Below are 14,628 nucleotides of genomic sequence, written 5' to 3' on the forward strand. Positions count from 1 at the left end.
CTTACTCGTTCAGGTATTCCATAGTTCGGGTGGCTCAACGCCAGCCACACCCAAACCGATTATTTCAAACAGGGTCCAGGGGTTGCCCTGTTTCATGCCCTTGATGGTTTTTTCAGCGGCGTAGCACCAGGCCGTCAGCTTTTGCAGGCTGGCGGGGTTGTGCCGTTTCAGTGCGGCACTGATGTGATTTTGTCGCTGTCCCCAAATTCTATTTTGCCGGCAGGCATCCGACAAAGACATTCCGCGTCGCATGGCATGCTGTGTGTCGCGAATGGCACGAATTTCCTCCTGCAAGGCCCACAACACCAGAGTGGGTGCTTCACCTTCGGCCTCTAGCCCTTCGATCATGCGCGTTACGCGTTTGGTGTCACCGGCCAGCAGGCTGCCACCCAAATCAAATACATTGAAGCGGGCTGAGTTGGCGACCATGCCTTGTACCTGTTCAATATCCACCGTGCCTTGGTGTTCGATCGCCAGTTTTTCAATGGTTTGGTGCGCCACCAACAAATTGCCTTCGGTTTTTACAGCGAGCCAGGCACATGTTTCACGGGTAAGTTGTACACCTTTGCGTTTGGCGGATTGCGCGATCCAGCCAGGTAATGCGTCAGCGCTTACGGGGCGACAGGCAATCTCGGTTCCCCTGGCGAGCAGGTCAGCAAAGCCAGCACTTTTTTCTTGGGTTTTGTTTAATTTTGGGGCGCTGACCAAGAGGCAGTGAGCCGTCTCGCCAGATGCAATCCATTGGGCTGCTTTGCCCAGGGCTTCGGCCGCTTCCTTGCTCAATTTGGGTTGATTAATCCGCAAATCCACCAGGGAGACATCACCAAACAGGGAAACCTCGGCAAACAGGGACAGAAATTCCTGTGGGTCGAATTGCCGGTCCACTTCAACGATTTGGCGTTGGTATTCAGTTTGCTTTTTCAGGCGCTGGCGATACAGGTCAGCAGCTTGGGTGGCAAACAAAGGTTCATCAGTAAATACGCACAGCAACTGGGGCAAAGTGATGTTTGCCTCATCGTTTAACCAGGTGTCGAGCGCAATCTGTTTCACTTCGTGGCTTGCCCCGTCGTTTTCGCATTGCCTAGTTGTAACGCGCTTAGCCGCCCGGTAATTTGACGCGCAATGTCACGTTGCATTTCGGTGTAAAGCTGGTTTTCTTCGGCTTCCTTGCCCAAGATTTGATCGTCGGTGTAGGTGAGTTCGCGGCGCTGGCTTAGCTGGCTGGTCGCAATCAGGAAGTCCCCGTTTGTGTCGACCACGCTGTACACCAACTCATAGGTGACACGAACCTCGCGCGCACGGCCTGTGGCGCTAAACGTCACAATGCTCCGGTCGCGTGTTTCACCCAACAAATTCAGCTTCAAAGGTGCGCCTTCCGGAGGATTCACTTTCAGGTTCAAGATCTGAAGTTGCAAGTCCATATTGCGGTTCATTTCCGAATTTTCCATGCCGCGCAATTCGATTTTTTCAAAGTCGAAGTTGTACTGACCACGTAGCTGAAAACCACAGGCAGTCAGCGCAAGGGTTGTTGTCAGTAGTGCAATGGCTTGAATGAATCGTTTCATAAGGACTCGCTTCTTGTTGGGGTCGATCTTAAACAACGATATTGACCAGTTTGCCGGGTACCACAATGACTTTCTTTGCGGGTTTGCCTTCCATGAACTTTTCAGCTGCTTCGCTGGCCAATGCGGTCGCTTCAATGCTGGCTTTGTCAGCATTTGCAGGCACTTCAATGCTGCCACGCAGCTTGCCATTGACCTGGACCATCAGGGTGAGTTCAGACCGCACCAGCGCTTTTTCATCCACTTCTGGCCATGGGGAATCCAGCAACTCACCATGGGCCTGACTGTAGTTCAGGCTGCTCCACAGGTGGCAGGTGACATGGGGCACAATCGGATACAGCACACGCAATAAAATACCAAGGCCCTCTGACAGTACAGCGTGGTCAGTGGTGGTATGGGCTTCACTGGCAAACGCATCCAGGGTGTTGAGCATTTTCATGCCGGCAGACACCACTGTGTTGTATTGATTGCGGTCGTAGTCAAAGTTGGCTTGTTTCAGAATTTCATGCACATCGCGGCGGGTGTTTTGCGCCGCCTTGCCAAGTTCGGCTGGGTTCAATGCGGGCTGCGCCTTGATCGCCTCTTGCTTGTTCAGGGCCAATTGGTAAAGGCGTTTCAGGAAGCGGTGCGCACCTTCCACACCGGAATCACTCCACTCCAGGCTTTGCTCGGGTGGGGCCGCAAACATGGTGAACAGGCGTGCGGTGTCGGCGCCGTATTGGTCGATCAAGGCTTGTGGATCAATGCCGTTGTTTTTGGACTTCGACATTTTTTCCACACCACCGATTTGCACCGCGGTGCCGTTGCTGCTTAGGCGTGCAGACACCGGGCGGCCCTTGTCGTCGAATTCAACTGCGACATCGGCCGGGTTGATCCAGATTTTTTTGCCGTTGGCTTCTTCGGTGTAATAAGTGTCGTTCAACACCATGCCCTGGGTCAGCAGGGCGGTGGCGGGTTCGCGGAATTTCACCAGGCCCAGGTCGTTCATGACCTTGGTCCAGAAGCGACTGTAGAGCAAATGCAAAATGGCATGCTCGATGCCGCCGATGTACTGGTCCATGGGCATCCAGTAATCGCTGCGCTCGTCTGTCATGGTGGGGGCGTCGTTGCACACATAGCGCGTGAAGTACCAGCTGGAGTCCACGAAGGTGTCCATGGTGTCGGTTTCACGGCGCGCAGGCTTGCCACACTTTGGGCACTTGCATTCATAGAATGCAGCGCTTTTGGCCAGTGGGTTGCCGCTGCCGTCCGGTACCAGGTCTTCAGGCAACACCACAGGCAAGTCGGCTTCGGGTACTGGTACATCGCCGCAGGTGTCGCAATGAATGATTGGAATGGGGGTGCCCCAATAACGTTGGCGTGAAATACCCCAGTCGCGCAGGCGGAACTGAATGCGTTTTTCGCCCAGTCCTTTGGCAGCCAACAGATCAGCCACTTTGTCCACAGCTGCTGTGTAATTCAACCCATCAAGCGGGCCACTGGCCATGCACTGGCCACGTTCTTTGTCGCCATACCACTCGGCCCATTCAGCATTGTTGAATACTTCGCCTTTCACGCCGATCACCTGCTTGATGGCAATGCCGTATTTCAAGGCAAACGCGAAGTCTCGCTCGTCGTGTGCAGGCACACCCATTACGGCACCATCGCCGTAGCTCATCAACACGTAGTTGCCGACCCACACGGGTACTTCATCCCCGGTCAATGGGTGGGTTACTTTCAGGCCAGTGGGCATGCCTTTCTTTTCCATGGTGGCCATGTCGGCCTCGGCCACACCACCCGCTTTGCATTCGGCTATGAATGCCTGAAGTTCAGGATTTGTTTCAGCGGCAAGCGCAGCCAAGGGGTGCTCGGCAGCCACTGCGCAAAATGTAACGCCCATGATGGTGTCGGCGCGTGTAGTGAACACATACATTTTGCCGTCTTGAATCAATTCACCAGCAGCGTTTTTGATCTCATGCGGGAAAGCAAAACGAACGCCTGTGGATTTGCCGATCCAGTTTTCCTGCATCACCTTCACGCGGTCAGGCCACTGTAAACCATTCAAATCGTCGAGCAATACGTCGGCATAGTCGGTAATCGCCATGTAGTACATCGGAATGTCGCGCTTCTCAACGACAGCGCCCGAGCGCCAGCCTTTGCCGTCGATCACTTGCTCGTTGGCCAGCACAGTTTGGTCAATTGGGTCCCAGTTCACGGTGCCTGTTTTTTTGTACACAATGCCTTTCTCAAGCATTTTCAAAAACAGCCACTGGTTCCATTTGTAGTAATCGGGCTTGCAGGTGGCCACTTCCTTGGACCAGTCAATGGCCAAGCCCATGGATTCCATCTGCTTTTTCATGTAATCAATGTTGCTGTAAGTCCAGGCCGCTGGCGGCTTGCCGTTGGCCATCGCGGCGTTTTCCGCGGGCATGCCAAATGCGTCCCAGCCCATGGGCATCAGGGTGTTGTAGCCCTTCATGCGTTTTTGGCGAATCATTACATCATTGATTGTGTAATTTCGCACATGGCCCATGTGCAGTTTTCCGCTGGGGTAAGGCAGCATCGATACGCAGTAGTACTTGGGCTTGAGTTTGCCGCTTGCATCTTTTGCGAAAGCCTCGGCTTTGTAAGCGTCCGATTTTTTCCATAGGCCTTGAACGGCGTTTTCAATGTCTTGTGCGGCGTATTTGTCAAACATGGTGGCGTTGAAACTTGGTGTGAATTTTGAATGCGGGCGGGACCATGCCGGGTTGGGCAGGCCAATCGGTCATTATATCGGGCTTTTTCGTTTTTTACGGGCGCGGCTGGTACCCCAATCACTGTTAAAATCAACAGCAAAACCAAATTTGATTGTGAGAAGCCGTGTCTTTACTCGATAGCCTGAATCCCGAACAACTGGCAGCCGTCACTTTGCCGCGTGAATCTGCGCTGATTCTTGCGGGTGCTGGCAGCGGAAAAACGAAAGTGCTGACTGCACGCATTGCCTGGTTGATTCAAACCGGGCAGGTGGGGCCCAATGGGGTGTTGGCGGTTACCTTCACCAATAAAGCTTCAAAAGAAATGCTTCATCGCATTTCAACCATGCTGCCCATTAACACCCGCAGCATGTGGGTGGGTACGTTTCACGGCTTGTGCAACCGCATGTTGCGGGCACACTGGAAAGAAGCCGGTTTGCCGCAGGCCTTCCAGATTCTGGACATGCAAGACCAGTTGTCGGCCATCAAACGCATGTACAAGGTCTTGGGCATTGACGCTGAAAAGTTTCCCCCCAAGCAGCTCAGTTATTTCGTTGGCTCTGCGAAAGACCAGGGTTTGCGCCCGAAAGATGTCGAAGCGCACGACGAATACCACCGAATGATGGTTCGGTTGTACGAGGCCTACGAAGCCCAGTGCCAGCGCGAAGGTGTGGTTGATTTCGCGGAGTTGTTGTTGCGTTCATTCGAGTTGCTGGGTGCCAACCCCGCATTGCGCGAGCATTACCAAGCCCGATTCAAATACATTTTGGTGGACGAGTTCCAAGACACCAACAGCCTGCAGTACAACTGGCTGAAGCGTTTGGCTGGGCCACAAGGATGCATATTTGCCGTGGGCGACGATGACCAGTCCATCTACGCATTTCGCGGTGCACGCGTGGCGAACATGGTGCAGTTTGAAAACGATTTCAATGTACAAAACCGAATCAAGCTTGAACAGAACTATCGCTCGGTTGGTAATGTGCTGAAGGCGGCCAACGTGCTGATTGCGCACAACAAAGCCCGCTTGGGCAAAGAATTGTGGACTGAAGCAGGCGAGGGCGAGGCCATTCGTGTGTACGAGGCGGTGAGCGATCAAGACGAGGCCGCATTCATTATTGATCGAATCAAAAAGTTGATTCTGGATGAAGGTTTTAGCAGATCCGACGTCGCAATTCTGTACCGGTCCAACGCACAGTCACGGGTGGTTGAACAGGCTTTGTTCAACGCCGGTATTCCTTACCGGGTGTATGGCGGCTTGCGCTTTTTTGAACGCGCTGAAATTAAACATGCCTTGGCGTATTTGCGTTTGATGGACAATGCAGACGATGACAACTCGTTTTCCCGGGTGGTTAATTTTCCCACTCGCGGCATTGGTGCGCGCAGCGTGGAGCAGTTGCAAGACATTTCCACTGCGCAGGGTACTTCCTTGTATCGCGCTATCCACCGCATGGAAGGGCGTGCGCAGGCGGGTTTGAAAAAATTTGCTGACTTGATTGAGCGCATGCGGTTCGAGACCCGTGGCTTGAGCCTTGCTGATTTGGTCGACAAAGTGATTAATGAATCCGGTTTGATTGCCCATTTTCAAGCCGACAAAGACGGCGAAGACCGCGTAGAAAACTTGAAGGAACTGGTCAACGCAGCGGCCTCCTTTGCGATTTCAGAAGGCTATTACCAGGATGCAGCCGCCACCATGGTGGACGAAGAAAAACTGATTACGCCCCTGGCGGATTTTTTATCGCATGCATCACTAGAGGCAGGTGACAACGCCGCTGCGGCTGGTCAAGAGGCCATTCAACTCATGACAGCGCATTCTGCCAAGGGTCTTGAATTCAAATGTGTGTTCGTGACTGGGTTGGAAGAAGGTCTGTTTCCGCACGAGAACAGCATTGGCAATTCAGTGGAGGGCGGCGACGGCACCAGTGTGGAAGCTGTGGAAGAAGAGCGCCGCTTGATGTACGTGGCCATTACCCGTGCGCGCGAGCAACTGTTTTTGAGCCATGCCCAGCAGCGCATGCTGCATGGCCAAATTCGTTACCACCTGCGTTCGCGTTTTCTGGATGAGTTGCCCGAAGAAGTGCTGAAGTGGCTCACCCCCAAACGCGCGCATATTGCCAGCCAGGGTTGGGATGCGCTCGATTCCAAAGTGTGGGGGCAGAACAAAACCCTGAATGTTGGATACAGCAACAAAGCGCCCAAACGTCCGTATGACATTGGTACAGGCGTTGCGCATGCCAAGTTTGGTAGTGGTGTCGTGGTGGCCTATGAAGGCGAGGGTGACGACCAAAGAATTCAAATCAACTTTGGTCGCCAGGGCATGAAGTGGTTGATGCTCAGTTTGGCGAAGCTTGAGCGAAGTTGAAAAGGTTACACCTGCGGGTCTTGTTCAAAAACTGCCTGGTAAGTGGGGTAAAACGTGCACAGCGACACTGCCATCACCAAGGCCACACACATCATGTTCAGTGCGCTTACAAACACTGCAGGCAAACCGAGCATGGTAAAAATGACCACAAACACCGATGAGAAACCCAAGCCCAGAACCAGCCAACCCATGCCATAGATGAAAAAGCTGGCCTTGTTGCGCCACACCGCAACCCAGCTTGAGAACAGGGCCTGCACAGGTTTCATGTTGTGCCACACCACCAGCACTGGCGCAAACCAGAATGCCAACAACACCGGGATGCTGGTGATGCCCACAAAGACCATGTACAGCACCATGTATTCCATAAAGGCAGCACTTGCTGCCGGGTCTGCTTTTTGAAGGTCTTCAATGGACACATTGGGTTGTGCGCCTAGCAACAGGTGCGCCAGCAGCTTGATCACCGCAAAGCATGCGGTGTAGATCGCACCGAGCACGATCAGCGACTGCAGGTGTTTTCTGTGTTCCTGACTGAAGCCGCTGAAAAGAACAATCGGGCTGACCCGCAATCCTTTCTGCCCCATGCGTCCTGCCAGCATAATGCCGAACCCCATGGCGGGCGATGCGATGGCCACAACGGCTGCACCCAGAAATGGAATTAACAGCCCCACAAACAGAATGATAAACAGGTAGGTGTTGCCGAACAAAAACATCTCGCCCGGCTTTTTGCGAAAAAGCTGTACGCCCTGCATCAGCCACTCCCAACCAGCGCTGGGTGGGCACGTGTGTACATAATTGGCCAATTGAAAAGTCCTTAGTTCGGTTGCACTGCAAATGGAATACCTTGGCGACGCGCCAACAATACTCGCTCAAAATGTTGCGGGTCTTTCACATTCAAAACCTCGGCTTCTCGGGGCATGTAAAAGTCGTAAAGGCGAGAGGCCCAGAAGCGTAGCGCCGCGGCGCGGAGCATGTCTTGCCAAAGTTCACATTCGTGAATGGTCAATGGGCGAACTTCCTGGTAACCGTTCAGCAAGGCATCCAGAAGGTTATCCTTGAATTCGCCGCTGCCCAGGTTGATACACCAATCGTTGGCAGTTACTGCCAAGTCAAAGAGATAGGTGTCCACCCCTGCAAAATAAAAGTCGATGACACCACCCAGTGTGTCGCCCTGCATCAAGGCGTTGTCGCGGAACAAATCAGCGTGCACCGCGCCTTTTGGCAGGGTTTTGTAGGCATTTCCTGCCGCCACGGTTTTTTGGTGACTCACTTCGTCGTGCAGCAGTTTACACACGGCATCGGGCAAATGGTCGTCCAGTTCATTCATTGCATTTTCGATCCACGCCAAGCCACGCGGGTTGGGGGTGTTTCCTGCGAAGTCGGCTACGGCCAAGTGGGCTTGGGCACTGAACTTGCCAATTGCGTGGCACTGCTCGGCGTTGGGGTGATCCACCGATTTTCCGCGAAGGCAAGTCACCAGCGTGGCGGGCTTGCCGTGCAGCGTATTGAACAGCTCGCCTTTGGCGTTTGCGATCGGTCCAGGAACAGCCAAGCCTTTTTTTGCCAGGTGTTCCATCAAACCCAGGTAAAACGGCAGGTCTTCTGCGCGCAACTTCTCAAACAGCGTGAGCACAAACCTGCCCGTGCTGGTGTTCACGAAGTAATTGGTGTTCTCGATGCCCGACTCAATTCCTTCGAATGAAAGCAGTTCACCGCACTTGCGGTCTTTTAGCCACTGCTGCAGTTCATCTTGTGTAATACGCGTAAAAACAGCCATTCAATATCCCGAGAAGGTCACAACACCGACAAAGCACCCCGGATTTTACCCGTGTTTGGCCCTGCTTTATAAGTCCAGCAGCTTCTCTGTTTCACTCTCTGATGGGTTGAAGGTGCGTTTTTCGTAGAAACGGAAAATACATCCCAAAACCTCTTCGGGTGTTTCAACCACTTCAAACAGATCCATATCGCCGGGGCTGATCATGCCTTCACCCAGCAAATGGCTTTTAACCCAGTCAATCAGGCCTGCCCAAAACTTCGAACCCACCAAAATGATCGGAATGCGTCGCCCCTTGTTGGTTTGAATCAAAGTCAGTGCTTCAAACATCTCGTCGAGCGTTCCAAAACCACCGGGCATGACTACATAGGCGCTGGCGTACTTCGCAAAAGCAACTTTGCGGGCAAAAAAGTGGCGAAACGTGAGCGAGATGTCTTGATAGGCGTTACCGCTTTGTTCAAAGGGCAGCTCAATATTCAACCCGACGCTGGGAGATTCGCCTGCGTGGGCACCTTTGTTGGCTGCTTCCATGATGCCGGGGCCACCGCCGCTAATCACCGCGAAGCCTGAATCAGACAATGCACGGGCAATATTCTCGGTCAGTGCGTAGTAAGGGTGATCCGTAGGTGTTCTGGCACTACCAAAAATGGAGACCGAGGGGCGAATTGCCGACAGCTTCTCAGTCGCCTCAATGAACTCTGCCATAATTCCCAACACATGCCATGACTCACGGGCCTTCACTGCGGTGGATTGTTCTTTGGAGGGGAGGTGGCGCAATGTTGGAATATTCTTATTTTTGGTTGTCATATGAAGCGATTACTCCTGGTTGATGGTTCGAGCTACCTGTACCGTGCCTTTCATGCCATGCCTGACCTGCGCAACCGCGCTGGTGAGCCCACCGGGGCCATTTACGGCATGGTTAATATGCTTCGACGCCTGCGTGCAGACTACAACACCGACGATATCACCTCCAATTGTATCGCCTGTGTGTTCGATGCGCCGGGCAAAACCTTTCGCGACGACATTTACCCGGAATACAAGGCGAACCGGGCCAGCATGCCAGAGGATTTGGCTGCGCAGATCCCCCACATCCATGAAGTGACGCGCGCCATGGGTTGGCCTATTGTGATGGAGCCAGGCATTGAGGCAGATGATGTCATTGGCACCTTGGCCCAGGTGGCCATGGACCAAGGATTTGATGAAGTGATTGTGTCCACAGGCGACAAAGACATGGCCCAGTTGGTGAACGACAAGGTTCGCTTGGTCGACACCATGAAAAATGCGGTGATGACTCGGGACGCCGTATTCGAGAAGTTTGGCGTGTACCCCGAGCAAATTGTGGATTACCTGACCCTGGTAGGTGACACCGTGGACAACGTGCCAGGCGTAGAAAAGGTGGGCCCGAAAACCGCAGCCAAGTGGCTGGCTGAATACAAAACCCTTGACGCGATTGTGGCCAATGCGGACAAAATTGGTGGCAAGGTGGGTGAGAACCTGCAAAAAGCGCTGGACTGGTTGCCCACCGGCAAAACATTGGTCACCATCAAAATGGATTGCGAGTTCGAGCTTCGCAGGCACATTGAAGAGCAGTTGAAAGCGCACCCGGAAAATACCGACGCGTTGAAACAATTGTTTCAACGCTTTGAGTTCAAAACCTGGTTTCGTGCCTTGGGCGGAGTGGCCGAAGACGAAGTGGCATCAAAACCGAAAGTGGATGGCCCGCCCGATGGCAGCTCCATGAGTTTGTTTGATGCGCCCACGCAGGCTGTGGAGTCCATTGAAACGGTTTGCGTGCAAACGCAAGCACAACTTGATTCGCTACTTGCAGAATTAAAAGCTGCCGCTGCCAGCAAAACACCCGTGGCCTTTGACACAGAAACTGATTCGCTAGAGCCCATGAATGCCCGAATTGTGGGCTTGTCATTTGCCGTGAAGCCTGGCGTGGGTTATTACATCCCCTTAACGCATCAGGATTTGACGGCTGAGCCGCAACTGCCGCTGGCCGATGTGTTGGCATTTCTGAAGCCCTGGTTCGAAGATTCCGATTCGCCCAAAATTGCCCAGAATGCAAAATACGATTTGCATGTCATGGCCAATCACGATGTGTGGGTGAAGGGCCTGTTTGAAGACACCATGCTGGCCAGCTACATTCTGGAGGCTCACAAGCCGCACGGCATGGACGCCTTGGCCCTGCGCTGGCTGAACTACAACACCATCAAATACGAGGAAGTGGCTGGCAAGGGGGCCAGTCAAATTACCTTTGATCAGGTGCCCATTGATACGGCCACCAAATACGCAGCAGAAGACGCCGAGGTTACTTTGCGCCTTGCTCACACCTTGAAAGCCGAGCTGGACAAAGTACCCGATCTCGTCAAGCTGTACCGCAATGTAGAGTTGCCCTTTGGGCAAGTGCTGTTCGAGGTTGAACGCAATGGTGTGTTGATTGATTCTGACAAACTCGAGGCCCAAAGTGCCGAGATTGCAGACAAGTTGAAGCTGATTGAAGAGCAGGCCTTCGAGCTTGCAGGTGGCAGTTTTAACCTGAATTCGCCCAAACAAATTGGCGAGTTGTTGTTCGACAAACTTGGTTTGCCTGTGGTGAAAAAAACGGCCAGCGGCGCGCCGTCCACGGATGAAGAAGTGCTCAGCAAGCTGGCAGAAGATTATCCGCTGCCAGCCAAATTGCTGGAACACCGCTCACTGGCCAAATTGAAAAGCACCTACACCGACAAACTGCCCCGCATGGTGAATGCGCGCACAGGGCGCGTGCACACCAATTACGCGCAGGCGGTGGCTGTTACAGGCCGTTTGGCCAGTAACGATCCCAATTTGCAGAATATTCCAGTGCGCACAGCTGAAGGGCGCCGGGTTCGAGAGGCATTCATTGCCGCGCCGGGTTGTGTATTGGTGTCTGCTGATTATTCTCAAATTGAGTTGCGCATCATGGCCCATATTTCAGGCGATGAAGCCTTGGTCCACGCCTTCAATGAAGGGTTGGACATTCACAGTGCCACTGCGTCTGAAATTTTTGGTGTGGGTTTGAATGAGGTGACTTCGGATCACCGCCGAACCGCCAAGGTGATTAACTTCGGTCTGATCTACGGCATGAGCGCATTTGGCTTGGCCGGCAACCTGGGCATTACCCGCGAGGCCGCAAAGCTTTACATTGACCGCTATTTTTCGCGTTATCCCGGCGTGGCGAAATTCATGGACAATGTACGTGCCCAAGCCAAGGAAGACGGCTTTGTGCAAACCGTGTTCGGTCGCCGCTTGTGGCTGCCCGAGATCAAAAGCCCCAATGGCCCTCGCCGTGCGGGTGCTGAACGGGCTGCGATCAATGCGCCCATGCAGGGTACCTCGGCGGATCTCATCAAAATGGCCATGGTCGAATTGTCATCGTGGCTAAAAACTGAAAAGCTGCAAACCAAAATGATCATGCAGGTGCACGATGAGGTTATTTTTGAAGTACCCAAGGGTGAACTCGAATTGATCCAGAAGCGTGTACCTGAAATCATGACGCAAGTTGCGAAATTGCGCGTACCGCTGGAAGTGGGTTGTGGCGTTGGCAACAACTGGGAAGAGGCGCATTAAATTTCAGAAGAAATGAGGAGCAGGCACATGAGCGACAGCAAAAAAACCGAACATCAGGAACACCTTGAGGCTTTGACTGGCGGTGGCAAACTGACCATCGACCGTCGCACCCTTCTCAAAGGGTTTACTGTGGGTGGTTTTGCCGCAGCCGCGTCGCCTGTGTTGGCCCAAGCCATTACCACGCCAAGCGACGGCCTTGAAGAAGGCCGGGTGTTTGTGGATGTGGGCGACGATGACATGTTCGCCTACCGGGCTTATCCAAAAGGCAAAAAGAACGCGCCCGTTATTCTGGTGGTGCCTGAAATCTTTGGTGTTCATGCCTATCTGGAAGATGTATGCCGTCGTTTTGCCCAGGCGGGCTTTTATGCCTTGGCACCCGAAATATTCTTTCGACATTCCGAGCCAGGGCAGTACGCCACGGTGGCCGCCATTTTGGAAAATGTCATTTCAAAAATGAATGACAAACAGGTGATGGCTGATTTGGACAAATGTGTCGAACATGCGGCCACCGAAGGCGCTGACGCCGAGAAACTCGCCGTGACCGGATTTTGTTGGGGTGGACGAATTACCTGGTTGTATGCCGCTCACCAGCCTGCAGTTAAAGCAGGTGTGGCCTGGTATGGTCGCCTGGTGGGCGCAAAAACTGAATTAACGCCTACACACCCTGTGGATGTGGCTACTCAATTGAAGGCCCCGGTGTTGGGTTTGTATGGATCCGAAGACAGCTCCATTCCGCTGGACACGGTGGAGCAGATGCGAAAGGCCTTGGCTGCCGCCCAGGGCAATTCCAATGCACAAGCCAGCAGTATCACGGTGTTTGACAAGGCACAGCATGGTTTCCACGCCGATTATCGCCCCACCTACAATTCCACCGCGGCGAAACAGGCGTACAATCAGGCGCTTGAGTTCTTGCGGGGCAAGAACCTGATCTAATCTCGGACCAAATCAATCGTGCAATCCAGTTTACCGCTTGTTCTCCTGGCCGCTGCCTTGGGCACGGCCTTGGCCATATTTGCATCTGCGCTTTTAACAGCCCGCCACATTGCCCGTTCGCTTGAGCCCATGGTCAGTGTGTCCGCTGGTGTGTTGCTTGGCGCATCACTGTTGCATTTGCTGCCTGAAGCGCTGGACAAAGGCATGGACCATCACAAGCTATTTGCTTTGTTGTTGGCCGGTTTGTTGTTTTTCTTTGTGCTTGAAAAGTTCGCCATCTTTCGCCACAGTCACCACCATGAGCATGATGGGCATGACCATCACCACGGTTTCGACAAGCGCGAGGCAAGGCGAGGTGGCTTGTTGATTGTTGTTGGTGATTCAATTCACAACTTTGCCGATGGCCTTCTGGTGGCCAGTGCCTTTCTGGTCGATTTCGAATTGGGTTTGGTGACCACGCTGAGCGTGGTTTTACACGAAATCCCCCAGCAAACCGGGGATTATCTGGTGCTGGTGAATGCGGGAATTGCACGCAAAAAAGCCTTGCAGCTGATGTCGGTGGCTGGTTTGGCCGCAGTACTGGGCGCGGGTTTGGGTTACACCCTGTTTACCGAACTGCAAACGTTGTTGCCATATGCCTTGGTGTTTGCCGCAGCCAGTTTTATCTATGTTGCCGTGGCCGACCTTATTCCACAAATGCAGCAACGCGTCAAAATCAAAGAGAGTTTCGTGCAATTGTTGTGCATTGGTGGCGGTGTGGCCTTGATCGCCTTGTTGGCCGAAATACTGCACCACCATCACTAAAAGCAAATTCAATAATTATTCAGTTTGCGCCTGTGGGTGGCATAGGAAGAAATGCCACCACAAGTGATAATCAATAGCACGCCAATCCACGTGGTGTTTGTTGGAATGTCACCCAATACCGTGATGCCATAAAACGTAGACACCAGAATTGTGCAGTATTGCAGTGCGGCTGAAAGCCAGGTTGAGCCGCTGCCAAACGACCGGGTCAGCGCCAGGTTGCCAGCACCGCCAAAAAACCCCAAAGCCAATAGCCACAGCAGCGGCCATTCGTAGCCCGCCGTCTTGAAGACTGTAAATTCGCCGAAACCCAATAGATACACCAGCGAGGTAACTGTTGCGGTGCCCGCGAAGTACAGCACTGTTCGCCACTCTGCTTCTTTTGCTTGGCCCAGGCTTTTTAGCTGCAGGTATGCGATCGCTGACACAGCTCCGGCACCCAAGCCAATCAGTGCTGTTGAAAGCTGGTCACTTGCAATCACGGGTTGAAGTACGGCAATAACCCCACCGAACCCAATGGCAATGGCCAGTTGTTCAAGCCAGTTTCTCGATTGACCAAACCAAAGCCACAGAATCAGCGCGATAAACAGGGGGGAGGTGTACATCAGCGTAGTGGCCGTAGCCAGCGGCAATTGCGTGGTGGCATAGAAACCGCACCACATTGCAATAATTCCTGCGATATTTCGTTTTAGGTGCAACATGGCAACCGGGCTTTTCAGGCTAAGACCCTGAATGACAGCCCAAACCGTGATGCCAATAACCGGTACCGCACCGCGAAACAGCACAATTTCACCCAACGAGACATGGGAGCCCGCCAATTTGACCATGAGGCCCATGGTGCCGAAGCACAGGCAGGCCATTAACATCCAGAGTGCTTGCATGGGGGCAGATTGTAGC

The 14,628-nt window shown here is 53.2% G+C and carries 11 protein-coding genes; 4 read left to right on the top strand and 7 right to left on the bottom strand.

Annotated features, from left to right (window positions below):
• Window positions 1–9: 9 nt before the first annotated feature.
• Genes holA through leuS form a run of 3 tightly spaced genes read right to left on the bottom strand, consistent with a single transcriptional unit; the run spans window position 10 to window position 4,239 of the window.
• Window positions 10–1,050: a DNA polymerase III subunit delta gene (gene holA / locus P0D43_RS07920; protein WP_159568417.1), complete on the bottom strand. Its 1,041-nt coding sequence runs from the start codon at window positions 1,048–1,050 to the stop codon at window positions 10–12.
• Entirely contained in the window at window positions 1,047–1,565 is a 519-nt protein-coding gene (lptE, locus tag P0D43_RS07925) for an LPS assembly lipoprotein LptE (protein ID WP_159568418.1), read from the bottom strand. The genes holA and lptE overlap by 4 nt, the downstream gene beginning before the upstream one ends.
• A 28-nt stretch (window positions 1,566–1,593) precedes the next feature.
• Window positions 1,594–4,239, bottom strand: a complete 2,646-nt coding sequence (leuS, locus tag P0D43_RS07930) for a leucine--tRNA ligase (protein WP_394673689.1) — start codon at window positions 4,237–4,239, stop codon at window positions 1,594–1,596.
• Between the two features lie 164 nt (window positions 4,240–4,403).
• Between leuS and P0D43_RS07935 the strand changes: the two genes are divergently transcribed.
• Window positions 4,404–6,635, top strand: a complete 2,232-nt coding sequence (locus tag P0D43_RS07935; RefSeq protein WP_159568420.1) for a UvrD-helicase domain-containing protein — start codon at window positions 4,404–4,406, stop codon at window positions 6,633–6,635.
• Window positions 6,636–6,640: 5 nt separating this feature from the next.
• Here the strand turns inward: P0D43_RS07935 and P0D43_RS07940 are convergent, their stop codons facing one another.
• The 3 genes from P0D43_RS07940 to P0D43_RS07950 all read right to left on the bottom strand — a co-directional run bounded on the left by P0D43_RS07940 (window position 6,641) and on the right by P0D43_RS07950 (window position 9,213).
• The gene (locus P0D43_RS07940; protein WP_159568421.1) at window positions 6,641–7,435 is read right to left on the bottom strand and encodes a BPSS1780 family membrane protein; all 795 of its coding nucleotides are present in this window, start codon (window positions 7,433–7,435) and stop codon (window positions 6,641–6,643) included.
• Between the two features lie 11 nt (window positions 7,436–7,446).
• Window positions 7,447–8,409 carry a homoserine kinase gene (locus P0D43_RS07945; protein ID WP_394672110.1) on the bottom strand — a complete coding sequence of 321 codons (963 nt, stop codon included), beginning with the start codon at window positions 8,407–8,409 and terminating at the stop codon, window positions 7,447–7,449.
• Between the two features lie 66 nt (window positions 8,410–8,475).
• Window positions 8,476–9,213, bottom strand: a complete 738-nt coding sequence (locus P0D43_RS07950) for a TIGR00730 family Rossman fold protein (protein WP_159568423.1) — start codon at window positions 9,211–9,213, stop codon at window positions 8,476–8,478.
• On the opposite strand from P0D43_RS07950, the gene polA reads away from it, so the two are divergent.
• Genes polA through P0D43_RS07965 form a run of 3 tightly spaced genes read left to right on the top strand, consistent with a single transcriptional unit; the run spans window position 9,214 to window position 13,734 of the window.
• Complete coding sequence (gene polA, locus P0D43_RS07955; RefSeq protein ID WP_394672111.1) at window positions 9,214–11,997, top strand: DNA polymerase I; 2,784 nt, start codon at window positions 9,214–9,216, stop codon at window positions 11,995–11,997.
• A 27-nt stretch (window positions 11,998–12,024) separates the two neighbouring features.
• Window positions 12,025–12,930, top strand: coding sequence for a dienelactone hydrolase family protein (locus tag P0D43_RS07960; protein WP_159568425.1), 906 nt, complete (start codon window positions 12,025–12,027; stop codon window positions 12,928–12,930).
• An 18-nt stretch (window positions 12,931–12,948) separates the two neighbouring features.
• Complete coding sequence (locus P0D43_RS07965; RefSeq protein WP_159568426.1) at window positions 12,949–13,734, top strand: ZIP family metal transporter; 786 nt, start codon at window positions 12,949–12,951, stop codon at window positions 13,732–13,734.
• 8 nt (window positions 13,735–13,742) lie between these two features.
• On the opposite strand, the gene P0D43_RS07970 is transcribed toward P0D43_RS07965, so the two are convergent.
• The gene (locus tag P0D43_RS07970; protein ID WP_159568427.1) at window positions 13,743–14,612 is read right to left on the bottom strand and encodes a DMT family transporter; all 870 of its coding nucleotides are present in this window, start codon (window positions 14,610–14,612) and stop codon (window positions 13,743–13,745) included.
• Window positions 14,613–14,628 lie beyond the last annotated feature (16 nt).

This window comes from Limnobacter sp., from assembly GCF_043511195.1.
Classification (GTDB): domain Bacteria; phylum Pseudomonadota; class Gammaproteobacteria; order Burkholderiales; family Burkholderiaceae_B; genus Limnobacter.

Coding starts and splice junctions, on each gene's coding strand:
- P0D43_RS07970 (WP_159568427.1), bottom strand. CDS start 14,612: ATGCAAGCACTCTGGATGTTAATGGCCTGCCTGTGCTTCGGCACCATG.
- P0D43_RS07960 (WP_159568425.1), top strand. CDS start 12,025: ATGAGCGACAGCAAAAAAACCGAACATCAGGAACACCTTGAGGCTTTG.
- lptE (WP_159568418.1), bottom strand. CDS start 1,565: ATGAAACGATTCATTCAAGCCATTGCACTACTGACAACAACCCTTGCG.
- polA (WP_394672111.1), top strand. CDS start 9,214: ATGAAGCGATTACTCCTGGTTGATGGTTCGAGCTACCTGTACCGTGCC.
- P0D43_RS07950 (WP_159568423.1), bottom strand. CDS start 9,213: ATGACAACCAAAAATAAGAATATTCCAACATTGCGCCACCTCCCCTCC.
- leuS (WP_394673689.1), bottom strand. CDS start 4,239: ATGTTTGACAAATACGCCGCACAAGACATTGAAAACGCCGTTCAAGGC.
- P0D43_RS07945 (WP_394672110.1), bottom strand. CDS start 8,409: ATGGCTGTTTTTACGCGTATTACACAAGATGAACTGCAGCAGTGGCTA.